Raw genomic sequence first — 24,476 nt, 5'->3', positions numbered from 1 at the left:
CTATTCTTATTTCTTAAAGCTTGACTGATTGATAAATTCCGTGATAGCACTATCCAACACTTCCTCAGATGGAAGGTCTTTCGTTGTGCGAATCACTTCTAAAATATCCTCATGATGAGCTTCAAAGTAATCGTGGAATTCTGCTTCAAACCGCACAATATCATCCACTGGAATACTATCTAAGAAGCCATGGGTCAAGGCGTACAAAATTGTAACTTGTTTTTCCACAGCAAGTGGTTTATGAACCGGCTGTTTCAAGACTTCTACCGTCCGACGACCACGATTTAATTTCGCCTGAGTTGCCGCATCCAAGTCACTACCGAATTTGGTAAAGGCTTCTAATTCGCGGTAAGAAGCCAAGTCAATCCGAAGTGTCCCAGCAACTTTTTTCATGGCCTTGATTTGAGCAGAACCCCCTACCCGAGAAACAGAGGAACCCGCATCAATCGCTGGACGAATACCTGAGTTAAACAGGCTATCTCCCAAGAAAATCTGACCATCCGTAATCGAAATCACATTGGTTGCGATATAGGCTGAAATATCTCCTGCCTGAGTTTCGATAAATGGCAAAGCGGTAATAGAGCCGCCACCTAGCTCATCAGATACCTTGGCAGAACGCTCCAACAGGCGGCTGTGGAGATAGAAAACATCTCCAGGAAAGGCCTCACGACCCGGCGGCCGACGAAGAAGAAGGGACAATTCACGATAGGCAACCGCTTGCTTAGACAAATCATCATAGACAATCAAAACATGCTTGCCCTGGTACATAAACTCTTCTGCCATAGCGACCCCAGCATACGGTGCCAAGTAAAGCAATGGAGACGGTTGAGAGGCAGATGCTGTCACGACAATCGTATAATCCAAGGCTCCGTATTGGCGAAGGGTTTCTACTTGCGTTCGAACCGTTGATTCTTTTTGACCAATCGCGACATAAATACAGATCATATCTTGACCTTTTTGGTTTAAAATCGCATCAATCGCAATGGTTGTTTTTCCTGTTTGGCGGTCACCGATAATCAATTCCCGCTGTCCACGGCCGATCGGTACCAAGGCATCAATCGCCTTCCAACCCGTCTGCAAGGGCTCAGAAACAGATTTACGCTCCATAACCCCCGGTGCAGGAGCCTCAACAGGACGCATCTTGTCTGTATGAATCTCGCCAAGCCCATCCACAGGACGACCCAAAGGATCGACAACACGACCAATCAAGGCTTCCCCGACTGGAACTTCCATGATTTTCCCTGTCCGACGAATGCTATCTCCTTCACGAATGTCCGTAAAATCACCCAAGATGATGATACCGACATCCGTTGACTCCAAGTTTTGCGCCATTCCATAAGAGCCGTTTTCAAAAATCAACAACTCACCACTCATAGCATTCTCAAGTCCATGAGCACGTGCGATTCCGTCCCCGATATAGGTTACAACTCCTGTTTCTGTGACGTCAAAATTTGGCTGAAAATTTTCAATTTGTTGCTTAATTAAAGCGCTGATTTCTTGTGCGTTAATCGCCAAAATTCACACCACTTTCTATTTCAATTTTTCTTTTACTGCTTGCAATTGACGTTTAATACTCGCATCAATTGTTTTGTTATTTGCTGTTACTACAAAGCCACCTATCAGCTCGTGATCGAGTTCTTCTTGAAAAGCACGTACTTTTAAGTTGAACTTTTTCTCAATCAAGGGACGCAATCTCGCCTTTTGCTCGCTTGATAAGGGACTAACAGACTTAATTACCACATCAAATTCGTTGGTAATCTTTTCCAAACGCCCTAGGCTATCAACCACCATATCATAGAAATAACTTTCCCGATGATTTTGGAGAATCACTTCTATAAAATGGTCCAGTAAGGATAGGTTTGTCCCTTGAAACAGACGAAGAGCTTTTTCTTTTTCTGCCCCATCGACACCAATATGTGACAAAAAGCCAGCAAGATGGGTCTCCTCAAAAATCGCACGAATTTCATACAATTTTTCAAACACCTCTTGCTGCTGCCCTTTTTCCATCACAACTTGGACAAACGGTGCAGTATAGGTCGCGACAACCCCATATCTCTTCTTGTCCATTATGCATCTCCCAACTGGTCAATATAACGATCAATCAAGTCGCTATGCGCCTCTTGATTTAATTCTTGCACTAGAACTTTGCTGGCCAAGCGGATGGTCAAATCGGCAACATCTTCCTTAATGCCACTGAGTGCTTCTGCCTTGGTCTGTGCAATCTCTTGATGGGCTTTTTCCTTCAAGCGACCCGCCTCAAGTGCTGCCTCTGACAGAATACCTGCCTTATTTTTCTCAGCAGTTTCCCTAGCTGTTTCGATAATGTCAGACGCTTCTTGGCGACTTCCTGCCAATTCCATTTCTCTTTTTTGTGCAAGTTCCTCAGCCTTCTGGCGAGCAAGTTCTGCACTGTCAATATCGTTAGCAATCTTTTGTGAACGTTCTTCAAAGGTTTTTGTGATATCTCCCCATGCATATTTCTTAATGAGGAAGAATAAAACTGCCACTGAACCGGTCACAAGAATAAGATTTCCAATGATGCTTCCTAGTGATGTTTCCATTTCTCTTCTCCTATTCTATTACGCCTCAATGCCTGATTTTTTCGCTAAGTACATGGTGGTCAACATCGTGAACACATAGGCTTGCAAGAAGCCGATAAACATCGAAAAGGCTGTCCAAACCATATTTAAAATAAAAGCAAACGGGAATAAAAAGATACTTGCTTGTGACATTTGGACCAATAGCCCTAAAATGATTTCACCAGCAAAGATATTTCCATATAAACGCAAAGCCAAAGAAAGAAAATCTGTAAAGACTTCCAAAATATTCATTGGATTTTTATATTCTGAAATATAGGCTTTAAACCCTTGTCTACGAGCTCCCTCAATGTTTACAAATAAGCTAATCAATAAGGATAAGCCCATATCATAGAACATATTTGAGGTAGGAGACGACCAAAAACTATAGCCATTTACTTGTAGGTGAGCTAATAGCCCCAATTGATTGGCCACTAGCACAAAAGAAAAAATAACAAATAAGAAGAGAGAGTAGGACTTGGTATATTCTGATGCTGTGCCTAGATTGTCTTTGATAATGCCATTGACAAAGTCAACAAAAAATTCTAGTACATTTTGTTTTTTTGTCGGTTTCACTGTCATATTGCGACTCGCCCAATAGACAAGCCCAAAAATAATTCCGATTGTCAGTATAGACATGGCAAGTAACGTCAAATCGAGGGTTATCGGACCAAGATTTAAGGTTGGAGTTTTATTTTCCAACAACAATCACCTCTTTTCTGAGCATTAGAAAATGATTTTGAACAAGATTGCCATAGCAAGTAATACAAAGAATGTTCCTTCGATAAAGGCAACCCCAAGCATCATCCCTGTTCTTAATTTATTATACATTTCTGGCTGACGACCTGCTGAGCGTAAAAAACTAGAGACCAAAAGACCTTCTCCGATACTGACACCCATAACAGCTAGACCGAGTGCTAAAATTGTTAAATCCATAACGATTCTCCTTCATTTTTTTGATTTACTAAGCTATTCTAGTCCTAATTCTTTTATTTGTCAAATGTTTTCACTATTTGAAAGCGTTTTTTAAGTTTTTGTTTCACTTTCCCTGACCAATAATTCTAAAACAAGAATTCTATTAAATAGGAAGAAAGTTAATGAAAGTTTCACCTGTTGGTCATCGGCCTCTCCCTACTAATCTCTATCAAATTTCAAAAACAGCCATTTTAGCTATCATTATTTATTTTTTTTGCCATAAAATAGAGCATTAAGTGAAACAAATAGGATACTTTTACAGTGAATGAAATGGACAATAATAGAAAAAAATCATTTACGTCCGAACCATCTGAGAAAGTTGTAAAAATACTACTCTATACCAATCAACATCTGCCTAAATTCCACAATTGAGAATAGTGGGAGGTGATCGATAAAACTAACGTAGCTTGTGTTCGAAAAACCACAGGGGGAACGGAGGTTAGTTGAGAGGCTGAGCCAGACTTTGATTTTGGATGAGTATAACTTTGATTTTCCTTGCATATGACAAGGAGCCGGAAAAAATCTCCCAGCTCCTCTCAGTTTATTAACGTTCTAAATTCCAAATCTCTTGGGCATATTGTTCAATAGTATCATCGGATGTAAACTTATCAGATGTAGCAATATTGATGAGGCTCATGCGTGCCCACACTTCTTTATCTCGATAGAGCTGATCAATCTTCTCTTGTGCGGCAACATAAGATTCAAAGTCTTCTAACAAGAAATACTCGTCATTATGCGTTATCAAGGCTTCATAAATCTCAGAACCTTCATTCCGAACGTTTGGAATGGTACCATCCACAAAGCTATCAACCACCCGACGAATTGTTGGATTAGCTTCATATAGAGCACGTGAATAGTAGTCATGCTGCTCATAATGGCGATAGACTTCATCCTTATCCATCCCGAAAATCACAATATTCTCATCGCCAACTTCGTCTTTAATTTCGATATTGGCTCCGTCCAAGGTTGCAAGGGTAATCGCTCCTGTCATCATGAATTTCATATTCGACGTTCCAGATGCCTCTTTCGAAGCTAGAGAGATTTGTTCCGATACATCTGCTGCTGGAATAATCAATTCAGCAAGGCTGACACGGTAGTTTTCAAGAAAGACAACCTTTAGCTTCCCTTGCAAGCTTTCATCATGATTGACCAGATTAGCCACTTCATTGATGAGCTTGATAACTGATTTAGCAAAATGATAACCTGGTGCTGCCTTGGCTCCAAAAATGAAAACGCGTGGAACCATATCTTTATCTGGATTATCTTTCAAATCCCAATAAAGTTTCAGGATATGAAGAAGATTCAACAACTGGCGTTTGTAGGCGTGGAGACGCTTAACTTGCACATCAAAGATTGCATTTGTTGAGACTTCTACTCCTGTCGTCTCTGCAATAAATCGTGCCAAACGTTCCTTGGCTTCTTGCTTGACACGATAGAAATCAGCCAAGACCTGCTGGTCATCCTTGTAGTCCAGCAATTTTCGGAGTTGGTGAATATCCTTACGCCAGCCAGTGCCAATCACCTGATCTATTTCTTTCGAAAGAGGTTCATCTGCAATTTGCAGCCATCTGCGTTGCACAATCCCATTTGTTTTATTATTAAATTTCTCTGGGTAAATGGCATAAAAATCACGCAACGTATCCTCTTTTAGCAATTCAGTGTGCAGTTTGGCAACGCCATTGATAGAATGACCGCCGATAATAGCCAGATGGGCCATGTGAACCTGATCATCTTTTACAATGCGAGTATGCTCAATCATCGAAGCATCCACACCACGCGCTGCCATTTCAGCAACATAACGGTGATCAATCTCTAGAATGATTTGATAAACCCGTGGAAGAACTGATTTAAAGAGCTCGGCATCCCATTTTTCCAAGGCTTCTGATAAAATCGTGTGGTTGGTATAGCTCATAGTTTTTACAGTCGCATTCCACGCATCTGCCCACTCCAAACCATAATCATCCATCAAAATCCGAAGAAATTCAGCAGGTGCAACGGCTGGATGAGTATCATTGATATGCACGGACACCTTTTCATGGATACGTTCCAAAGGCAAACCTTGTTTCAGATAGGATTTGATGATGGTCTGCAATCCAGCACTGGTCATGAAGTATTCCTGAATCAGGCGAAGTTCCTTGCCCTCATAACTCGAATCGTCTGGGTATAAAATCGCTGTAATATCCGTAATCTTGCGACGCTCTTCAATCGTTGGATACCCCATTTCATGCTCGATTGGAATCTCAACATCCCAAAGCCGAAGATTGTTTACAATGCCATTTTCAAAGCCAATTTGTGGAACATCGTAGGGAACCGCACGAAGGGTCTTAGAATTTTCATAGACAGGAACCACACGTCCGTCTTCATTGACACTGAGATAGACATGGCCAAAGATTTTTACATCGACAATATCATGATCTTTTCGGATTTCCCAGACATTTCCCAGGCTTCCAAACCAATCATCTGGCAATTCAATCTGATATCCATCCACAATCTTTTGTTTGAAAAGTCCATAGCGGTAACGAATGCCATTTCCAAAACCTGGATAGCCAGTCGTAGCAAGAGAGTCCATAAAAGCAGCAGCCAAGCGGCCTAAGCCACCATTTCCCAAAGCCATGTCATGCTCAGCCCGCTTCACAGAGGTAAAGTCAATCCCTAGCTCATCAAAGCCATCCTTGATTACCTCTAAAATACCTAAATTCAGCAAATTCGTCTCAAGCATCCGCCCTGGTAGAAATTCGATAGAAAAATAATAGGCAATTTTTTGCTTATCTTCTACCAATTGATTGCGCCGCTTGAGCCACATAGGGGTGATATATTTGCGAATCGTACGTGCTAAGGCTTGAAACAGCTCTGTCGGCGTTGCATCTGCAACCCTAATCAATTGCTCCTCATGCAGGGCATCTTTAAAATCTCGAATAAATTGTTCTTTTGTAAGTTCCATCTTCCTATCTTTCTGTTTCTTAGAGTGATTGGTATAAATCGCTGTAAGCCTGACTAGCTGTATCCCAAGAGAAATCTCTCTCCATCGCTTGCATTTGGAGTGCTTGCCATTTCTCTGGATTTAGAAAATACAGAGAAATAGCTGTTTTGAAAGTCTCTGTTAACCAGTAGCCAGAAAAATTGTTAAAGCTAAATCCTGTACCGCTACCTGTAAAGGCATTGTAAGCCTCTACGGTATCACGCAATCCACCGACTTCATTCACAAGTGGAAGCGTGCCATACCGCATAGCCATCATTTGCGACAATCCGCACGGTTCAAAACGACTTGGCATTAGGAATAAATCACAGGCTGCATAGATTTCTTGAGCCAATTTTACATCAAAGGTGATATTGGCAGAAAGCTTTTCTGGATAGGCTTGGGCAAACCATGCAAAGGCTTGCTCAAAAGCAGGATCCCCTGTTCCCAATAAGACAATCTGAACATCTTCCTGAAGAAGGTGATGCAATTCTGACACGACCAAATCAAACCCTTTTTGACGAGTCAAACGGGAGACAATTCCCACTAAAGGCACCTCGCTACGAACAGGTAGACCCACCCGCTCTTGAAGAGCTTGCTTGTTCAAGGCCTTACCCGTCAAGTCTTCCTTGCTAAAATGATAGGTCAATAGTGAATCTGTCTCTGGATTGTACAAATCCGCATCAATCCCATTGACAATCCCTAGGACTTTTCCTGCTTCCATTCGAAGAATTTGGTCTAAACCACAGCCAAATTCTGGAGTCATAATTTCATACGCATAACTTGGTGAAACAGTCGTTACACGATCTGCATAAAGAATGCCTGCCTTCATCCAGTTGAGACAATCATGAAAACGCAGTGTTCCATCATCATATCGCTCACTGCCAACTCCAAATAAATCCCCCAACATCCCCGGATCAAACTGCCCTTGGAATTCCAAATTGTGGATGGTTAACACCAATTTCATCTGGTGATAAGCTTGAATCCAGTGATATTTTTCCTTGACCAAATAAGGAATCATAGCCGTATGATAGTCATGAACATGAAGCACATCAGGGATAAAATCAACTTTTTCCATCAACTCAATTGCAGCTAATTGAAAGAAAGCAAACCGCTCACCGTCGTCAAAATCCCCATAAACATGGCCTCGGAAGAAATAATATTGATTGTCAATAAAGTAGAAGGTAACTCCCTCTAAAACCATACGTTTCACACCAACATATTGGCGTCGCCAGCCGACCTGCACCTCAAAAGAGAAGCAATCCTCCACTTTGTCTCCAAATTTGGCATCGACCATATCATAGTAGGGCAAAATCACTCCAACTTCATGTCCCTTTTTCACCAGAGACTTTGGGAGAGCTCCAATGACATCTCCCAAACCTCCAGTCTTAGAAAACGGAGCCCCTTCAGCGGCTACAAATAAAACTTTCATCCGATAATATCCTCTAAAACTTTTTCACCTTTCTTAATAACAAGTGGTTTTTCTGCCGTTCCACAGACTCTCACGCCCGGTGCAATTTCAACGCCCTTATCCAAAATAGCATACTCAACGATCGCTCCCTCTCCGACTTTTACACGAGGGAACAATAGGCTGTGTTTCACTTGACTGCCTTCTTTTAAGTGCGTATTTCTGGATACAACTGAGTATTCGACCTGACCTTCGACAATGCTACCAGATGCAAATTGAGAGACGGAAACTTGTGAGCCAGTCGCGTAGTAGGTCGGCTCTTCGTTCTTGACCTTGGTATAAATCTTTTGATTTGGCGTAAAGAGTGAATAGAATTTTTGGTGCTCAAGCATATCCATATTGGCTTTGAAATACGTTGGAATCGAGTGAATATTGGCTAAATAACCAGTATATTCATAGGCAAAAGCTCCCACTTCTGCCGCCAATTCACGGAGCACATAACGCAATTTCTCTGGATGTTCTTTTTGTAATTCCAATTCCAAACGCTCAATGAGCCATGGCGTATCTACCACAAAAATATCTGTGGACATGTTGTAGAGTTCTTGCTCTACTCGTGGATCGAACAGTTTATGACCTTTGACATGGTCTGTTTCGTCTACCTCCAAAATAGCATTTACTTCAGAAATATCCTGTTTTGGTAATTTTTTATACACAACCGTAATTGGTTGGTCGGTCGTATTATGCAAATGAAAAACTTGATTGAGGTCAATATTGGTTAAGACATCACAGTTAAGAGAAACGGTTTGGTTACTACCCGAACGTTTGAGATAGGTCAACAACTGCTCATAATACTCTTTTCCAACCGTGCTACTTTCCACACGAGTATTATAAATTCCCAAATAATAATGGCTTAAAAGAGTAGACAGCCCCCATTCACGACCACTCCGAATATGGTCAAAGACAGAGCTGATATTGTCCTGTTGGAAAATTCCGAAAATGCTTCGAACCCCTGCATTTGCAAGACTGGACAATGGAAAGTCAATCAAGCGATATTTCCCACCAAATGGCAAGCTGGCCACAGGACGATGGGCTGTTAGGTATGACATATCATGGAAACCAACGGTGTTTCCTAAAATTGCTGAGTATTTATCAATCTTCATCTACTGGTACCCCCACTCTTTCATTATATCCGACAACTTGTACTTCTTCGGTACCGTCAATCTCTACACCTTCTGAAATGACAGCTCCCTCACCGATAATCGCTCGCTTAATCTTGGCACCTTGACCAATAATAGCACCACTCATAATGACAGAGTCTTCTACCAAAGCTCCTTTACGAACTTGAGCTTCTGTTGATAAAATCGAATGTTTGACAACTCCATCTACCAAGCAACCATCCACCACGAGAGAATCTTCCACCTGAGCATCTGGCCCAAAGAAGTTTGGTGGCGAAATCAAGTTACGAGAATAAATCTTCCACTGACGATTACGGCTATCTAGTGCATTGTCTGGATCGATATATTCCATATTCGCTTCCCAGAGCGACTCAATCGTACCCACGTCCTTCCAATAACCTTTAAATTCATAGGCGTAAACACTTTCTCCAGACTCTAGGTAGTTTGGAATGACATTTTTCCCAAAATCAGACATATCCACTGCATTTTTCTCAGCAGCAACCAACATATTGCGGAGACGTTGCCAATCAAAGATATAAATTCCCATAGAAGCTTTTGTGGATTTTGGATTGGCAGGTTTTTCCTCAAATTCGACAATCCGATTGTTAGCATCGGTATTCATGATTCCAAAACGGCTAGCTTCTTTCAACGGAACATCTAAGACTGCGACTGTCAAACTTGCCGCATTGTCCTTGTGGGATTGAAGCATCTCATCATAATCCATTTTATAAATATGATCCCCTGATAAAATGAGGACATACTCGGGATTGATACTATCAATGTAGTCAATATTTTGGTAAATGGCATGACTGGTTCCTTCAAACCAACGATTGCCCTCACTAGCAGAATAGGGTTGCAAAATCGATACTCCTGCATTAATCCCATCTAGTCCCCAGCTAGAACCATTTCCTATATGGCTATTTAGCGCTAGGGGTTGATACTGGGTAATGACACCTACATTTCGAATTCCTGAATTGGCACAGTTAGATAAGGCAAAATCGATAATCCGATAGCGACCTCCAAACTGCACCGCAGGTTTTGCAATACTCTGCGTGAGTTTTCCAAGACGTGTTCCTTGCCCACCAGCAAGAATCAAAGCTAACATTTCATTCTTCATAGATTTCTCCTGTCTAAGTATGAGGACGAGGTAAAAGAGAGAAAACTCCACCTTTACCTAAGTGCGATTAAACGCTTAAGCCTGCTCTTTGCGACTAGCGTCAAGCGTTTCTTTTGTTTGTTTGCTAAAACGGTTGGACTTGGTGCGTCGCTTAACTTTCCAAATGCTAGCCCCTAAGGCTGGCAAGGTGAAAGTCAAGGTCTGCTCATAATCTTTCCATTTCTGCGTTTTCGTCTGTACTGTTTGATTGTAGGCTTTCCAAACTCCTCCCCATTCTTCTAATTCTGTATTCCAGATTTCTTCGTAAAGCCCTGCTACGGGAACACCGATAGTAAAATCAGGTCGCTCAACAGGGGCCATATTAAAGATGCAGATAAGAAGGTCGCCATCCGCATTTTGCCGTGCAAAGGACAGGACACTCTCATCGCGATTATCCGCATCAATAATATCAATGCCATCATAATTATCATCAATCTCCCACAAGACACGATGGGTCTTGTAAAATTGATTCAGCTCTGCTGTGAAACGTTGCATTTTCGCATTCATATCATCTGCCAAATCACGCCATTCAAGTGCCTCTTCAGACTTCCACTCCAAGAATTGCCCCCATTCACTTCCCATAAAAAGGAGTTTTTTCCCGGGGTGACAAATTTGGTAGGTATAGAGATTTCGAAGTCCTGCAAATTGATTGTAACGATCCCCCCACATTTTATGCATCATACTTTTCTTTCCATGGACGACCTCATCATGCGAAAATGGCAAGAGATAATTTTCGGAAAAAGCATACATAAAACTAAAGGTCACGAGATTGAAATCATGCTTGCGATAGATCGGATCTTCCTCATAAAAACGTAGGATATCGTTCATCCAACCCATGTTCCACTTGTAGTCAAAGCCCAAGCCCCCCAGTTCTTTTGGCCCAGTAATCTTGGTGTAGCTGGTGCTTTCCTCGGCAATCATCATAACATCTGGATGAGCTAGTTTAATCACTGTATTTAATCGTTCAAGGAAATAATACCCTTCGTAATTTCGATTGCCACCATCTTTATTGGGTTTCCATGGACCGCTATCATAATCCAGATAAAGCATATTGCTGACCGCATCTACCCGTACACCGTCCAAGTGATAAAAATCAATCCAGAACTTCAGACTAGAAATCAAGAAGGACTGAACTTGATTTTTCCCCAAATCAAAATTCAAAGCTCCCCAGCCATAGTTATGCGCTCGGTCATAATCTTGGTATTCAAAAGTCGGTGTGCCGTCATAGTAGGCAAGGGCGTCGTCATTGATTGTAAAATGTCCCGGCACCCAATCCACAATAACTCCGATATTGTTCAGATGGCATTCTTCGACAAAATCCTGAAATTCCTCAGGGGTGCCATAGGTAGATTCAAAAGCGAAATAGCCCATCAGTTGATACCCCCAACTCAATCCCAAGGGATGAGCCATAAGAGGCATAAATTCAACGTGGGTGTAGTTCATCTCAACCAGATAAGGAATCAACTCTTCCTTTAACTGAGAAAAACGATAGGAAGTCCCATCTTCATTTCTCCGCCAAGATCCTGCATGAACCTCATAGATATTGACTGGTCGAGAAAAGAAGCCTAGTTTTTTCCGCCTTGCTAGCCAAAGACCGTCCCGCCATTTCTTTTCAGCAACCGTGTGAACCAAGGCTCCTGTACCCGGTCGCTTTTCAAAGGAGATGGCAAAAGGATCAATCTTTAGAATTTCCTGACCATTGTTTCGGCGGATGTTATACTTATAAATATCCCCCTCTTGTGGCAAGTCCGTAAAGACCTCCCAAACACCCCCTTCATTTCTCGTCATTGGGAGTTGTCCCTCATACCAAGCTGTAAAATCACCGATGAGATGAACAGCTTGAGCATTGGGAGCCCAGACTCTAAATACATAGCCTTTTCGACCATCCTGCTCCCTAGGATGAACGCCTAGATAGTGTTGGAGATGAAAGTTTTCTCCTGTTTCAAATGTCCGCAACGCTTCTAATTCATTCATTTTATCACCTGCTTTTTGTAAGCGTTTTCTATATCTCTATTCTACTCTTTTTCCTAACTTTTTTCAAGTTTTTTTCCTACATATTTTGTGAAATTTTCAGTTCTTATATCTATATTTTTCCTTGCATTTTGTGTGAATAAAAAGGCCGCACAAAAGGGCCTTATTCATCCTTATTTTATATCAAATACAATGGATTTTACTTGTGTCATCGCTTCAATACTGTATCTGATCCCTTGAACACCCGCACCAGAGCCTTTCACTCCTAGGAATGGGAAGTTGTCCGGTCCACGCTGGGTCTTATTGTTGATATGAACCGTTCCGACTTCTAGCTTCTCTGCGATTTCAAAGGCTTTTGGAAAATCATTGGTAAAGACAGAAGATTGCAGTCCAAACTCTGATTGATTACAAATGGCAATCCCTTCTTCTTCTGACGTAATACGGATAATTGGAAGAACTGGTCCAAATGGCTCTTCCCACGCCAAATCCATATCTAAGGTTACATGGTCAAAAAGGGCTGGCCAAATAAGATTACCTTCACGTTTCAAAGGTGTCAAAGCTGTCGCCCCTTTGGCTTTTGCATCCTCAATCAAGCCCCAAATAAAATCTGCTGAATGATGATCAATCACGGGGGTGATATCTGCATTGTCAAAAGGATGACCGACTGTTAACTTCTCAACCTCCGCTTGGATAAGACTAGCGAGTTTATCCGCTACACTCTCCATCACAAGCACTCGTTTAATCGCTGTACAACGCTGACCAGAGTAGCTATAAGCCCCTCCAACGATTTGCTTAGCAGCATGTTCCAAATCTGCATCTTCTAACACAAGAGCCGCATCCTTACCACCTAATTCCAACATAATGGGACGCATACCTGCTAACTTCCCAATACGTTCACCAATCGGCGTTGAACCCGTGAAGTTAATGAAATTGACTTCTTTATGCTCAATGATATAATCTCCAATCTCGGAACCACGACCTGTAATCGTATTGAAAACTCCTGCAGGCAGACCAGATTCTGCAAAAGCTTGCGCCAAGAGAAGTCCAGAAATCGAACCTTGCGTTGGTGGCTTAAACAGGACAACATTTCCTCCGATGAGAGCCGGAGCAATTTTTGAAGCCGATAGGTTGACCGGATAATTGAATGGAGCAATCGCAAGCACAACTCCCATTGGTTCACGACGAACCATGGCCAATTTTTTCTTGCTAGCGGCCTCAAAACCGCCCCCTTCCATCACTTGCCCATGGATACGAATCCCTTCTTCTGCTGCATAACGAATCAAATCAGCCGTCCGGACCACCTCGCCAATGGCAGCCTTAATGCCTTTGGCAACTTCCTTTGCAAGAATTTCTCCAATTTTTTCTTGGTCGCGTTCCAAAATATCTGCTACCCGATGAAGATAGCTAGCTCTTTCCACAGCAGAGAGCGCACGCCAAGCAGGAAGGGCTTTGCGAGCTTTCTCCATCGCAACATCCACTTCCTCCTGCGTCATAGCAGGAATCGTTCCTAATACTTCCCCATCAATAGGAGATGAAATCGTAATCTCCTTTTCTGAAGACTTCCACTCCCCATTGATATAATTTTGATAGTTTGTCACTATAATTCCTCCAACAAGTTAGTATTTTTCTATTTTACCAAAAATTCTGAAAATTTCAAGAACATTTTTTCAAGATAATGAATATTTTTGAAAATGAGACAATTTAGAAACATTCGACTATAATTTCTACTGATACGCTATGAAAATCAAAATCTGACTAGGTTTGTCTCAGCGTCAAGGTAATCGATAAAACTAGACTAGCTCGTGTCCTAAAAACCACAGGGGTAACGTAAGTTAGCTGAGGATCATTTCAAAATCCTTACAGATTGAAGAAAAAGTCCATTTTTGACAATTTCTTCAATCTTTTTCTTTTAAAAACTCTTAACAATACCTCTTTCTCAGCATTTCTAAAAGTTTCTATTATCTGGTAGTTAACCCCAAAAATAAAAATTTTTCTATCTCTAATAGGGTTGCTTTACGTTCTGAAGGATGGCACCATAATCCTTATTTCCAACCTTCAACAGTCCGCTGAGCTATTGGAGCAAGGTGAGTGAACGACCTTAGATGTTGACTGTTGACGAGTATGAAAAATCGTCTATACAAGCCTATTTAGCAACCTATATTTCCAAACTTTGGCTCTTTGTCAACTGTAGTGGGTTGACTTATCGTTAAGCACGAGAGGAGACGAATGTCGTCTTCTCTTTTGTAATGTTCAAAGCGAGGTAGATGCGTTTTTTGAAGTTGTCAAAGTTCCTATAGCCAAAGGCATTGCGCTTGATGTCTTTGATAAGTTTGTTGGTCGCTTCCAGTTTGGCGTTAGAATAAGGCAGTTCAATGGCATTAGCGATGTAGGTTTTGTAACGTATAAAAGTGTTTAACACCGTTTTAAACATTTTGTTGAGATGGGATAGCTCGTCTTGAATTAAGCCAAAGAAATGCTCGGTATTCTTCTCTTGTAAGTGGAAAAGGAGTAACTGGTAGAGGTCATAATAGCCTTTTAACTCAGGTACCAACTTGAATATCCTACGGAGACATTCTCTAGGGGTGATGGTTTCTCTGAAGGTTTTAGCGCAGAAAGGCTTAAGAGATAATTTCCGACTGTCCTTTAGAATGAATTTCGAGAAGTATTTGAGTGCACGGTATTCGAGCTCTTTGGTGTCATATTGCTTCATGAGTTGGATTCTTGTCTGATTGAGGGCACGACTCAAGTGCTGAACAATATGGAAGCGATCAAGGACAATCTTGGCATTAGGGAATAATTTCTTAATGAGCGGGATATAAGCCCCAGACATGTCTACAGTAACCACTTTGACCATGTTCCTGGCTTCTTTGGCATACTTGAAAAAGTGGTTTCGGATGGTTGTTTGTCTTCTGTTATCAAGGATAGTGATGATTTTCTTAGTGTTAAAATCTTGAGCAATAAAGGCCAGTTTGCCCTTCTGATAGGAGAATTCGTCCCAGGATATGATTTCAGGTAAGGAAGCATAATCCTCTTGAAACTGACATTGCTGGAGTTGGCGATAGACAGTGTAGGGTGAAATCGCCAGTTTAGACGCGATATGGGTAAGTGATTCTCTGTTTAGTAATAACAGAGTCATCTTCTGTCTGACCAACTCAGAGACTTGACAGTTTTTCTTCACGAGACTGGTTTCTGATACCGTGACTTTACGACAGGATTTGCATTGAAATCGTCTCTTTTTCAGACGAATCAGACTAGGAAAGCCACCGATTTCAATAAAAGGGATTTTAGACGGTTTTTGGAAATCATACTTCATCTGCCTTCCCTTGCAATGATGACATTTAGGAGGGGCATAGTCTAGGGTAGCGATAACTTCGATATGAGTTTTGTGCTGCATAACTTTGGTTAATGTGATGTGTTTGTCTTTAATTCCGATGAGTTGTGTGGTATGATTGATATGTTCCATAAGATACTTTCTAATGATGGTTTTGTCGCTTTTCATTATAAGTCTTATGGGACTTTTTGTGTACTCAAAAAGCTCCATAATATCCAAAGTGGGTTTACTCACTACAGATATTATAGAGCCCAAACTTTGACATGCATAAAAAAACAAACAGCTCGTTAAAACTGTTTGCTTCTACTTGTATCCTTTTAATCAAAGTCAACGTATTGTTTTTCCAACTCAAGAACTTCTTCCATCGTTGCACATTCTGTCAATGCACGTTCTGCAAGCTCTTGCATTTTCTTCGTATCTAGTTTCTTCATCAAGCTACGGGTACGAAGGACAGAAGTTGCACTCATTGAGAACTCATCCAAGCCCATACCTACAAGGAGTGGCACAGCTGTTTGATCTCCTGCCATTTCTCCACACATACCAGCCCATTTGCCTTCTGCATGTGCTGCTTTAATCACGTTGTTGATTAAGCGAAGGATAGATGGGTTGTATGGTTGGTAGAGGTATGAAACTTGCTCATTCATACGGTCAGCAGCCATCGTATATTGGATAAGGTCATTTGTACCGATTGAGAAGAAATCAACTTCTTTCGCGAATTGATCTGCCAACATTGCTGCCGCTGGAATTTCAATCATAATTCCTACTTCGATATTATCTGCAACTGCAACACCTTCAGCAACCAATTTTGCTTTTTCTTCTTCATAGATGGCTTTGGCAGCACGGAACTCTGTCACAAGAGCCACCATTGGGAACATAATCCGCAATTGACCATGAACAGATGCACGAAGAAGAGCACGCAACTGCGTACGGAACATTTGATTTCCAGTTTCAGAAATCGAAATACGAAGGGCACGGAAACCAAGGAATGGGTTCATTTCATGTGGAAGATCGAAATAAGGAAGCTCCTTATCTCCACCAATATCCATTGTACGAACCACAACTGGCTTGCCATTCATGCCCTCAAGGACTGCCTTATAAGCTTCATATTGCTCATCTTCTGTTGGGAAGTCTTGTGAATCCATGTAAAGGAACTCTGTACGGTAAAGACCAACGGCTTCTGCACCGTTTTCATTGACACCTTCAACGTCTTTTGGTGTTCCGATGTTAGCAGCTAGCTCAAAATGCTTGCCGTCAGCTGTGACTGTTTTTGCATCTTTCAACAAAGCCCATTCTGCCTTTTGCTTCGCATAGGCTTCACCAGCTGCTTTAAATGCTGCGATTTGCTCATCTGTTGGGTTGATGAGAACTTCACCTGTAATACCGTTTGCCGCAATCACATCGCCATCTTTCACGCGGTCTGTGATATTATTGGTTCCAAGAACCGCTGCAATTTCAAGGGTCCGAGCCATAATCGCTGAGTGGCTTGTACGTCCACCGATGTTCGTCACAAAGGCTTTTACAAAGTTTTTATCCAACTGTGCAGTATCTGACGGAGTCAAGTCATGGGCAATGACAATGACTTCTTCATTAATCATAGCAGGGTTTGGTAAGCGAACACCAAGTAGGTGAGAAAGAACACGCTTTGTCACGTCGCGAATATCTGCTGCACGTTCTTGCATGTATGGATTGTCCTCCATACCTTCAAAAATCGTGATGAACATATCCGTCACTTCTTTCAAACCAGTCTCTGCATTGACTTGTTTGGCACGAATCGTTTCCTTAATCTGACCAACCATTTCTGGGTCAGCAAGAACCATTAAGTGAGCGTCAAATACTTGCGCTGCTTCTTCGCCTAAGCTATCTACTGCTTTTTCACGGATAACAGAAAGCTCGTTTTGTGAAGCTTCAAGAGCTGCATCCAAACGAGCCTCTTCTGCGTTTGTATCTTCGACTGAAACAGTCTCAAATGACAAGTCCGGCTGAACGAGTAGATATGCTTTAGCAACGGCAACACCGTCGGATGCTGCAATTCCTTTAAGCATTTCAGTCATTTTATGCCAAACCCTCTTTTTCCATTGTTTCTGAGATTGCAGCGATTGCATCATCTGCATCTGCACCTTCAGCTGAAATCGTTACGTCAGCACCTTGACCAACACCAAGACTCATAACACCCATGATTGATTTAAGGTTTACTGATTTACCTTTGTACTCAAGAGTGATGTCTGATGCAAATTTACTAGCTGTTTGAACAAGCAAAGTTGCTGGACGTGCATGAATACCTGTCTCTGCCACAATGTGGAAATCTTTAGAAGCCATAGTTTGACTCTCCTTTAATGTTTTCTTTTTGTTAGGTTATGTGATAACCCTTACAATTTTAAATTATACCATCTTTGAAAAAATTTTTCAAGAATTTTATGTGTTTTCGGCGTGGCTTTTTTATGAGAATTACAGAAACTACCATAAAACGAGATTTTCAAAAGTAGATACGAAGACCACATTTTGGGTCTATCCAATAGAAAAAATAGGGCTTACCTTTTCCATTTAGCTTCCTCATTTCCTTGTCTCTCCTTGCTTTCTAGGCTTTTCCTTTCATTTCCAGCAAAAACTATATATTGTGTTTGTTTTTTAATTTTAGAATTATCAAACACAACATTTAGATGCTTTTTGTTGACAATTAAAATTTTTTTCGATATACTTTGTGCATATAGTTTTTAAAAAGGAGTTCCTTTAATGGTCACCATTTATTCAAAAAATAATTGTGTTCAATGTAAAATGACAAAGCGTTTCTTAGACACCAACCATGTTGCCTATAAAGAGATTAACTTAGATGAGCAACCAGAATATATTGAACATGTCAAGAGTCTTGGCTTTAATGCCGCTCCCGTCGTTCAAACACCAACCGAAGCCTTCTCTGGCTTTCAACCTGGTAAATTGAAAAAATTATCTTAAGGTAAACACCACTGATAAATGAGCGTATTTTCGCAATTCTTGTCGAACACTGTTCGACAATGTGCGGGAGTGGGCAACAAAATTGATTTCTCAGAAATCCGTTTTGGCCTGCTCCCCCTTTATTTTGTAGCCATACACAAGGAGAAAAAGAAATTTTATGAGTCTCAAACGATTAGAAGATGTCACTTATTTTCGTTTAAATAATGAAATTAATCGTCCTGTCGATGGACAAATCATGCTTCACAAAGATAAGGAAGCTCTCGCTGCCTTTTTCAAAGAAAATGTTGAACCAAATACCAAGACCTTTTCTTCAATTACGGAAAAAATCAATTATCTAATAGAAGAAAATTACTTGGAAAAAGAATTTATCGCCCTCTATGATCCTGCTTTTATCGAAGAACTAGCAAGCTTCATTCATGCCCAGGATTTTCAATTTAAATCCTTTATGGCAGCCTATAAATTCTACAATCAGTATGCCCTTAAAACCAACGATGGAGACTATTATTTAGAAAGCATGGAGGACCGCGTTCTCTTTAATGCCCTCTATTTCGCAAACGGAAATGAAGCCATCGCAAAAGACATCGCTGATGAAATCATTCACCAGCGTTACCAACCAGCTACTCCAAGCTTTTTGAATGCAGGACGAGCTCGGCGGGGAGAATTGGTTTCTTGCTTTTTGATCCAAGTGACAGATGATATGAATTCTATCGGTCGTTCGGTCAATTCTGCCCTTCAACTTTCTCGTATCGGAGGAGGGGTAGGGATTTCTCTCAGTAACCTCCGTGAAGCAGGGGCTCCTATCAAGGGATATGAGGGAGCGGCTTCTGGAGTTGTCCCAGTCATGAAACTCTTTGAAGATAGCTTTTCTTACTCCAACCAACTTGGGCAACGACAAGGAGCTGGTGTGGTCTATCTCAATGTCTTTCACCCTGATATTATCGCCTTTTTATCTACCAAAAAAGAAAATGCAGATGAAAAAGTGCGGGTTAAGACTCTCTCGCTTGGAGTCGTCATTCCTGATAAATTCTATGAATTGGCTCGTCAAAATGAGGATATGTACCTATTTAGCCCTTATTCTATCGAGCGTGAATACGGCCTACCATTTGCCTATATCGATATCACAGAAAAATACGATGAATTAGTTGCAAATCCAAAGATTAACAAAACAAAAATCAAGGCCCGCGATTTGGAGACTGAAATTTCAAAACTCCAACAAGAATCTGGCTATCCTTATGTCATTAACATTGATACGGCCAATCGTACTAACCCTATTGATGGAAAGATTGTCATGAGCAATCTCTGCTCAGAAATCCTTCAAGTGCAGGACCCTAGCCTTATCAATGATGCCCAAGAATACCTTCATTTGGGAACAGATGTTTCTTGTAACCTAGGATCCACCAACATTGTCAATATGATGACTTCTCCAGACTTTGGAAAGTCCATCCGAACCATGACACGTGCCCTCACCTTTGTCACAGATAGCTCTCATATCTCAGCCGTGCCTTCTATCGAGCACGGTAATAGCCTGGCTCACACCTTTGGTTTAGGTGCCATGGGACTTCACAGCTATCTTGCCCAACAATTTATCGATTATGGATCTGCTGAAGCAGTTGAATTTACCAGCGTTTACTTCATGCTCATGAACTACTGGACCTTGGTAGAATCTAATCATATCGCTCGTGAACGTGGAATTACCTTCCATAACTTTGAAAAGTCCGACTATGCAAACGGCAGTTATTTTTACAAATATTTGACAGACCAATATCTGCCAAAATTGGACCGTGTCAAAGAGCTTTTCAAAGATATCTTTATCCCAAGTGAACAGGACTGGGCAGATCTTCGCGACAAGGTTCAAAAAGATGGACTTTACCATCAAAACCGCCTTGCCGTTGCTCCAAATGGTTCCATCAGCTACATCAACGATGTTTCTGCGTCTATCCACCCGATTACCCAACGGATTGAGGAGCGTCAAGAGAAGAAAATCGGTAAAATCTATTACCCAGCCGCAGGTCTATCAACAAAAACCATCCCATTCTACAAATCAGCCTATGATATGGATATGCGAAAAGTTATTGATGTCTATGCTGCTGCTACCGAACACGTTGATCAAGGCTTGTCACTGACCCTCTTTTTGAGAAGTGACATTCCACAAGGAATCTACGAATGGAAAACCGAAAGCAAGCAAACAACACGTGACCTTTCCATCCTACGAAACTATGCCTTTAACAAAGGAATCAAGTCTATCTACTACATTCGTACCTTTACGGATGACGGAGATGAAGTCGGTGCAAACCAATGCGAAAGCTGTGTTATCTAGCATATACAATAAGGTTGGGAAAATCCCCAACCTTGCTTTACGACTTGAGTAACTTTGCATCTAACTCACGAAAACTAGAGAAGTAAGGCAAATGGATTTCATTGAAATTAGCATGCAGCCCCACTCCTATCTTTTTAGAAAACCCCTTCTTCTTTTAGACGACAATGCTAAAATATGGTATAATGGACATTGATTGATTTGAATAAAATACTAGAAAGTGATACCTATGAAAACCTATTACGAAGCCATAAACTGGAACGCTATTGAAGATGTCATTGACAAGTCAACTTGGGAAAAATTGACCGAGCAATTCTGGTTGGATACTCGGATCCCCCTCTCAAACGACCTAGACGACTGGAGAAAGCTCTCCCACAAAGAAAAAGACCTCGTCGGAAAGGTTTTTGGAGGGTTGACCCTTCTGGACACGCTTCAATCCGAGTCTGGTGTTGATGCCCTTCGCAAGGATGTTCGAACCGCTCACGAAGAAGCCGTCTTTAACAATATCCAATTTATGGAGTCGGTCCATGCCAAATCCTACTCGTCTATCTTTTCAACCCTCAACACCAAGGCTGAAATTGATGAGATTTTTGAGTGGACCAATACCAATCCTTATTTGCAAAAAAAGGCTGAAATCGTCAATGAAATCTACCTAACTGGCTCTCCACTTGAAAAGAAAGTAGCCAGCGTATTTCTTGAAACCTTCCTCTTCTACTCTGGCTTTTTTACACCACTCTACTATCTTGGAAATAATAAACTCGCCAACGTCGCAGAGATTATCAAACTCATCATCCGCGACGAATCCGTCCATGGGACCTATATCGGCTATAAATTCCAATTAGGATTTAACGAGTTATCTGAAGACGAGCAAGACAAGCTTCGAGAATGGATGTACGACCTCCTCTACACCCTCTATGAAAACGAAGAAGGCTATACAGAGAGCCTCTATGATGGTGTGGGCTGGACCGAGGAAGTCAAGACCTTCCTTCGTTACAATGCCAATAAAGCCCTCATGAACCTAGGTCAAGATCCCCTCTTTCCAGATACCGCAGACGATGTCAATCCAATCGTCATGAACGGAATTTCAACCGGAACCTCTAACCACGATTTCTTCTCGCAAGTCGGAAATGGCTACCTTCTCGGTAGCGTGGAAGCCATGCAGGATGATGATTATTTGGTGGGGCTAGAGTAAATAGTCAAAAAGAAGATCCAATCTGGGTCTTCTTTTTTATGAAATTTATGAAAACATGGATACCAATAGAAGAATACCTAAGAGGATGTTTTTCATGATATGGATGATCATGGAATCCTTTATATTTTTCCGATAGGCATAAGAGAGATAAATAGCGACACCCATAAAGAAATAGAGCGGAAATGACGGCCAGTCAATTCCATTGACACCGATTAGATGAGCGAAGGCAAAAATAGTGCTTGTCACAATTCCTGCTAGCAGGTTTTGACTTTCCTTAAAGAAATAAACAACTCCAAATCCTCTAAACAGTAATTCTTCCAACATGGGAGTCAAAATAGAAATTCCTACGATAAACAATAGAGAAGAAGGGAGATGTTGGAGTGTAACCAGTTCACCAATCTTATCTATCATTGCTTGATTATTAGTGGTTTCTTGATGAGAGAGAAGCGCCGTGATTATCCCACCAAATGCAGTTGCCACATAGACCAAGACTGTGTAGCCTAGGAGAGGCAAAAGATGTTTCCAACTGAAGGTCTGCTGCTTTTGCTCTTCTGGGAGATACTTTTCATAGCGTTTCCACATTGCTCGAATAATCCAAATCATCCCTATCAGCAAAAGCACAGCCAATACACTCTCAGCATATAGGGGCAGTTGCTGACTTTTCGCCATTAGTAGGGCTGGTAAACCATTGATTTCTGGAATGAGCAAAAATAGCCCTAAAAATTTTAATCCATTTACAATTTTCTGTTTCATCTGAAACTCCTTTCTTTTTTATCCATATATCAGATGGAAAATCACTCTGTCCTTGAGAAAATGGGAGGTGAATTTTCTCCTCGTTTTCTTCTTATTTAAAATAATTTCGAACTCGCTGATATTGTTTGACGTTTATATAAACATGAATGAATGCTACAACTAAATAAGCAAGAATCTGTATTTCTCCAGTCATCATGGAAATGACCAACAGGGCTATATACGTTAATGGAAGAACTCGTTGGTTCAGTTGAAATAGGATTAAAAAGCTATTTTCAAAAACAGACTCTTTTTCTCCCTCATCATAGGAATAAATATACTCTTTCATTTCTTGTATCGTTGGAAATGTCGAAATACGATGCTCCCTAATCATACTGGTCACTTTGTAGAGGTAGTGCTTAAGTAGCCCTAAACTCACTAGGATAATAATATCAATCCAATCAAAATCAAAGGAGAAGTCCTTTTCTAACGCCAGCAGTTTCATTCCTAACAGCAGATTCAACATAGACAATACTTCTGCAATATTAAATGCAATCGTTGCATATTCAAGAGAGATAAATGTTCCTCTATACCATTTGCTATAGTCATCATCCTCGAGTTCATTTTCCGTGTAATATCTATAATCTTTCTTTGCCGAATCTAACAAATGGCAACCAACGCATACTATAAAAATGAGAAACACTCTACTCAGCCATAAAAGACTACCTTTGAGATTATCAAAAGATAAATAATCCCCTGTATACCCCACTATAAAGCCTGCTAAGAAAGATCCAAATATCCCTACAAACAAACCAAGTAAAAAAAATTTACTAAAATATTTCAAGCGTTCACTCTTTTTCATCTCTTTCTCCCTCCCATTCGAACTACAAATACGATGCCAGCTAGAAGAATGCTGATTAGTAAGGCCCCCCAAGATAGTTGGGAAAGCTTTACACCTGCTAGGTATTCGCCAAACAAGTAGCCAAGATTATAAAGCACTACTGCAACTGTCAGAACTTGACCTATTAAAGCCAGCCTTGTCACCAATGTTTTATTTTTCATCTCTTCTTCCTCCTATTCTTCGTTTTTCATTCCATCTTTTTTACTTTTTATCTATAACAAAATTCAAACTCATACTAGATACAAGCAGTGCAATGATAATCACATCTTCCTTCTCAAAGGTTTGTTTTAGCAACAATCTTACCATCGTAGCAATGATAGTAAGTGCAAAAACAATCCTTAAAACCATTCTCCCTGTAATCACGATTTCTTTTTTCTCTTTCATTTTGTCTCCTTTACTACCTTTTTCTATCAGTATAAGCTCTGCACGCTAAGTCTATTTCAGTAGAGCATTTATCAGACTACGACCAAAATCTCTTCCTGACTCATAAATCGTGACAAAAATTGGTGGATAAACGACTATAAATAGAGCTACAACTATAATTCCTGTCAACATCTTATGGTTTTGAATGAAATTTTTAATATTCCTTATCCTATCTTTTTTCTCTGTCATTGCCCATCTCCTTTAGTCCATTCATCTACAAATAAAATCAACATCCCTAATACCCCCATTTCTAGTGTAATGTCACCCGCGTAGCCTGATAGGATTTTGCCCGTGAGCATTAGAAAAAGAAGTCTCCATCCAATCATGATTTGTACGCTTCTGAGCAACAATCGCTTGTTAAACCATGAGCCCTGTTTTTTCTGTTTCATATCCTTTCTCTCCTTCTAACCCTAGCTAAGC

Annotated in this window: 23 protein-coding genes; 3 read left to right on the top strand and 20 right to left on the bottom strand. The window is 40.9% G+C overall.

The window, feature by feature from the left end:
* Positions 1-6: 6 nt before the first annotated feature.
* From atpA to BFM96_RS05925, 14 genes are all read right to left on the bottom strand, one after another.
* Positions 7-1,515 (bottom strand): F0F1 ATP synthase subunit alpha, encoded by a 1,509-nt coding sequence (atpA, locus tag BFM96_RS05990; RefSeq protein WP_068991619.1) that lies wholly within the window; start codon positions 1,513-1,515, stop codon positions 7-9.
* A 15-nt stretch (positions 1,516-1,530) separates the two neighbouring features.
* Positions 1,531-2,067 carry a F0F1 ATP synthase subunit delta gene (locus BFM96_RS05985; protein WP_068991616.1) on the bottom strand — a complete coding sequence of 179 codons (537 nt, stop codon included), beginning with the start codon at positions 2,065-2,067 and terminating at the stop codon, positions 1,531-1,533.
* A complete protein-coding gene (atpF, locus tag BFM96_RS05980) occupies positions 2,067-2,561 on the bottom strand; it encodes a F0F1 ATP synthase subunit B (protein WP_068991613.1) in 495 nt (164 codons plus the stop codon). Before atpF ends, BFM96_RS05985 begins: the two co-directional genes overlap by 1 nt.
* An 18-nt stretch (positions 2,562-2,579) precedes the next feature.
* Positions 2,580-3,281 (bottom strand): F0F1 ATP synthase subunit A, encoded by a 702-nt coding sequence (gene atpB, locus BFM96_RS05975; RefSeq protein WP_068991609.1) that lies wholly within the window; start codon positions 3,279-3,281, stop codon positions 2,580-2,582.
* A 21-nt stretch (positions 3,282-3,302) separates the two neighbouring features.
* Complete coding sequence (locus BFM96_RS05970) at positions 3,303-3,512, bottom strand: F0F1 ATP synthase subunit C (RefSeq protein ID WP_068991607.1); 210 nt, start codon at positions 3,510-3,512, stop codon at positions 3,303-3,305.
* 583 nt (positions 3,513-4,095) lie between these two features.
* Positions 4,096-6,492: a glycogen/starch/alpha-glucan phosphorylase gene (locus tag BFM96_RS05965; RefSeq protein ID WP_068991605.1), complete on the bottom strand. Its 2,397-nt coding sequence runs from the start codon at positions 6,490-6,492 to the stop codon at positions 4,096-4,098.
* 19 nt (positions 6,493-6,511) lie between these two features.
* Complete coding sequence (glgA, locus tag BFM96_RS05960) at positions 6,512-7,939, bottom strand: glycogen synthase GlgA (protein WP_068991602.1); 1,428 nt, start codon at positions 7,937-7,939, stop codon at positions 6,512-6,514.
* Positions 7,936-9,075 carry a glucose-1-phosphate adenylyltransferase subunit GlgD gene (gene glgD / locus BFM96_RS05955; RefSeq protein ID WP_068991601.1) on the bottom strand — a complete coding sequence of 380 codons (1,140 nt, stop codon included), beginning with the start codon at positions 9,073-9,075 and terminating at the stop codon, positions 7,936-7,938. The genes glgA and glgD overlap by 4 nt, the downstream gene beginning before the upstream one ends.
* A complete protein-coding gene (locus tag BFM96_RS05950; RefSeq protein ID WP_068991597.1) occupies positions 9,065-10,207 on the bottom strand; it encodes a glucose-1-phosphate adenylyltransferase in 1,143 nt (380 codons plus the stop codon). The genes glgD and BFM96_RS05950 overlap by 11 nt, the downstream gene beginning before the upstream one ends.
* Before the next feature lie 75 nt (positions 10,208-10,282).
* Entirely contained in the window at positions 10,283-12,220 is a 1,938-nt protein-coding gene (gene glgB / locus BFM96_RS05945; protein ID WP_068991596.1) for a 1,4-alpha-glucan branching protein GlgB, read from the bottom strand.
* A 170-nt stretch (positions 12,221-12,390) separates the two neighbouring features.
* On the bottom strand, positions 12,391-13,815 hold the full coding sequence (locus BFM96_RS05940; RefSeq protein ID WP_068991593.1) for an NADP-dependent glyceraldehyde-3-phosphate dehydrogenase: 1,425 nt from the start codon (positions 13,813-13,815) through the stop codon (positions 12,391-12,393).
* Positions 13,816-14,423: 608 nt separating this feature from the next.
* On the bottom strand, positions 14,424-15,680 hold the full coding sequence (locus BFM96_RS05935) for an ISL3 family transposase (protein ID WP_068991591.1): 1,257 nt from the start codon (positions 15,678-15,680) through the stop codon (positions 14,424-14,426).
* 185 nt (positions 15,681-15,865) lie between these two features.
* Positions 15,866-17,599, bottom strand: a complete 1,734-nt coding sequence (gene ptsP / locus BFM96_RS05930; RefSeq protein WP_068991589.1) for a phosphoenolpyruvate--protein phosphotransferase — start codon at positions 17,597-17,599, stop codon at positions 15,866-15,868.
* Position 17,600: 1 nt separating this feature from the next.
* Positions 17,601-17,864: a phosphocarrier protein HPr gene (locus tag BFM96_RS05925; RefSeq protein WP_005589589.1), complete on the bottom strand. Its 264-nt coding sequence runs from the start codon at positions 17,862-17,864 to the stop codon at positions 17,601-17,603.
* Between the two features lie 414 nt (positions 17,865-18,278).
* On the opposite strand from BFM96_RS05925, the gene nrdH reads away from it, so the two are divergent.
* The 3 genes from nrdH (at position 18,279) to nrdF (ending at position 22,003) form a co-directional block, all read left to right on the top strand.
* A complete protein-coding gene (nrdH, locus tag BFM96_RS05920) occupies positions 18,279-18,497 on the top strand; it encodes a glutaredoxin-like protein NrdH (protein ID WP_068991588.1) in 219 nt (72 codons plus the stop codon).
* 157 nt (positions 18,498-18,654) lie between these two features.
* Positions 18,655-20,814: a class 1b ribonucleoside-diphosphate reductase subunit alpha gene (nrdE, locus tag BFM96_RS05915; protein WP_068991584.1), complete on the top strand. Its 2,160-nt coding sequence runs from the start codon at positions 18,655-18,657 to the stop codon at positions 20,812-20,814.
* 226 nt (positions 20,815-21,040) lie between these two features.
* Complete coding sequence (nrdF, locus tag BFM96_RS05910; RefSeq protein WP_068991582.1) at positions 21,041-22,003, top strand: class 1b ribonucleoside-diphosphate reductase subunit beta; 963 nt, start codon at positions 21,041-21,043, stop codon at positions 22,001-22,003.
* A gap of 45 nt (positions 22,004-22,048) precedes the next feature.
* Here the strand turns inward: nrdF and BFM96_RS05905 are convergent, their stop codons facing one another.
* From BFM96_RS05905 to BFM96_RS05885, 6 genes are all read right to left on the bottom strand, one after another.
* Positions 22,049-22,756, bottom strand: a complete 708-nt coding sequence (locus BFM96_RS05905; RefSeq protein ID WP_068991579.1) for a CPBP family intramembrane glutamic endopeptidase — start codon at positions 22,754-22,756, stop codon at positions 22,049-22,051.
* 91 nt (positions 22,757-22,847) lie between these two features.
* Positions 22,848-23,594, bottom strand: a complete 747-nt coding sequence (locus BFM96_RS05900; RefSeq protein ID WP_068991578.1) for a DUF3169 family protein — start codon at positions 23,592-23,594, stop codon at positions 22,848-22,850.
* Entirely contained in the window at positions 23,591-23,794 is a 204-nt protein-coding gene (locus BFM96_RS05895) for a hypothetical protein (RefSeq protein WP_068991575.1), read from the bottom strand. The genes BFM96_RS05900 and BFM96_RS05895 overlap by 4 nt, the downstream gene beginning before the upstream one ends.
* A 40-nt stretch (positions 23,795-23,834) precedes the next feature.
* Entirely contained in the window at positions 23,835-24,017 is a 183-nt protein-coding gene (locus BFM96_RS05890) for a hypothetical protein (RefSeq protein ID WP_068991574.1), read from the bottom strand.
* A gap of 51 nt (positions 24,018-24,068) precedes the next feature.
* Positions 24,069-24,245 (bottom strand): bacteriocin, encoded by a 177-nt coding sequence (locus tag BFM96_RS11085; protein WP_145939713.1) that lies wholly within the window; start codon positions 24,243-24,245, stop codon positions 24,069-24,071.
* The gene (locus tag BFM96_RS05885; protein ID WP_068991571.1) at positions 24,242-24,445 is read right to left on the bottom strand and encodes a hypothetical protein; all 204 of its coding nucleotides are present in this window, start codon (positions 24,443-24,445) and stop codon (positions 24,242-24,244) included. The genes BFM96_RS11085 and BFM96_RS05885 overlap by 4 nt, the downstream gene beginning before the upstream one ends.
* Positions 24,446-24,476: the final 31 nt, after the last annotated feature.

It is taken from the genome of Streptococcus himalayensis (assembly GCF_001708305.1).
In the GTDB taxonomy this organism is placed as follows: Bacteria; Bacillota; Bacilli; order Lactobacillales; family Streptococcaceae; genus Streptococcus; species Streptococcus himalayensis.
This window is presented reverse-complemented; position numbering and strand designations above follow the sequence as displayed.

What these genes read in the sequence shown, in the direction of transcription:
- nrdH (WP_068991588.1), top strand. Translation starts at nt 18,279, where the DNA reads ATGGTCACCATTTATTCAAAAAATAATTGTGTTCAATGTAAAATGACA.
- glgB (WP_068991596.1), bottom strand. Translation starts at nt 12,220, where the DNA reads ATGAATGAATTAGAAGCGTTGCGGACATTTGAAACAGGAGAAAACTTT.
- BFM96_RS05985 (WP_068991616.1), bottom strand. Translation starts at nt 2,067, where the DNA reads ATGGACAAGAAGAGATATGGGGTTGTCGCGACCTATACTGCACCGTTT.
- BFM96_RS05900 (WP_068991578.1), bottom strand. Translation starts at nt 23,594, where the DNA reads ATGAAAAAGAGTGAACGCTTGAAATATTTTAGTAAATTTTTTTTACTT.
- BFM96_RS11085 (WP_145939713.1), bottom strand. Translation starts at nt 24,245, where the DNA reads ATGACAGAGAAAAAAGATAGGATAAGGAATATTAAAAATTTCATTCAA.
- glgA (WP_068991602.1), bottom strand. Translation starts at nt 7,939, where the DNA reads ATGAAAGTTTTATTTGTAGCCGCTGAAGGGGCTCCGTTTTCTAAGACT.
- BFM96_RS05925 (WP_005589589.1), bottom strand. Translation starts at nt 17,864, where the DNA reads ATGGCTTCTAAAGATTTCCACATTGTGGCAGAGACAGGTATTCATGCA.
- BFM96_RS05965 (WP_068991605.1), bottom strand. Translation starts at nt 6,492, where the DNA reads ATGGAACTTACAAAAGAACAATTTATTCGAGATTTTAAAGATGCCCTG.
- BFM96_RS05890 (WP_068991574.1), bottom strand. Translation starts at nt 24,017, where the DNA reads ATGAAAGAGAAAAAAGAAATCGTGATTACAGGGAGAATGGTTTTAAGG.
- BFM96_RS05970 (WP_068991607.1), bottom strand. Translation starts at nt 3,512, where the DNA reads ATGGATTTAACAATTTTAGCACTCGGTCTAGCTGTTATGGGTGTCAGT.
- BFM96_RS05905 (WP_068991579.1), bottom strand. Translation starts at nt 22,756, where the DNA reads ATGAAACAGAAAATTGTAAATGGATTAAAATTTTTAGGGCTATTTTTG.
- atpF (WP_068991613.1), bottom strand. Translation starts at nt 2,561, where the DNA reads ATGGAAACATCACTAGGAAGCATCATTGGAAATCTTATTCTTGTGACC.
- nrdF (WP_068991582.1), top strand. Translation starts at nt 21,041, where the DNA reads ATGAAAACCTATTACGAAGCCATAAACTGGAACGCTATTGAAGATGTC.
- BFM96_RS05885 (WP_068991571.1), bottom strand. Translation starts at nt 24,445, where the DNA reads ATGAAACAGAAAAAACAGGGCTCATGGTTTAACAAGCGATTGTTGCTC.
- ptsP (WP_068991589.1), bottom strand. Translation starts at nt 17,599, where the DNA reads ATGACTGAAATGCTTAAAGGAATTGCAGCATCCGACGGTGTTGCCGTT.
- BFM96_RS05895 (WP_068991575.1), bottom strand. Translation starts at nt 23,794, where the DNA reads ATGAAAAATAAAACATTGGTGACAAGGCTGGCTTTAATAGGTCAAGTT.
- nrdE (WP_068991584.1), top strand. Translation starts at nt 18,655, where the DNA reads ATGAGTCTCAAACGATTAGAAGATGTCACTTATTTTCGTTTAAATAAT.
- glgD (WP_068991601.1), bottom strand. Translation starts at nt 9,075, where the DNA reads ATGAAGATTGATAAATACTCAGCAATTTTAGGAAACACCGTTGGTTTC.
- BFM96_RS05950 (WP_068991597.1), bottom strand. Translation starts at nt 10,207, where the DNA reads ATGAAGAATGAAATGTTAGCTTTGATTCTTGCTGGTGGGCAAGGAACA.
- BFM96_RS05935 (WP_068991591.1), bottom strand. Translation starts at nt 15,680, where the DNA reads ATGGAACATATCAATCATACCACACAACTCATCGGAATTAAAGACAAA.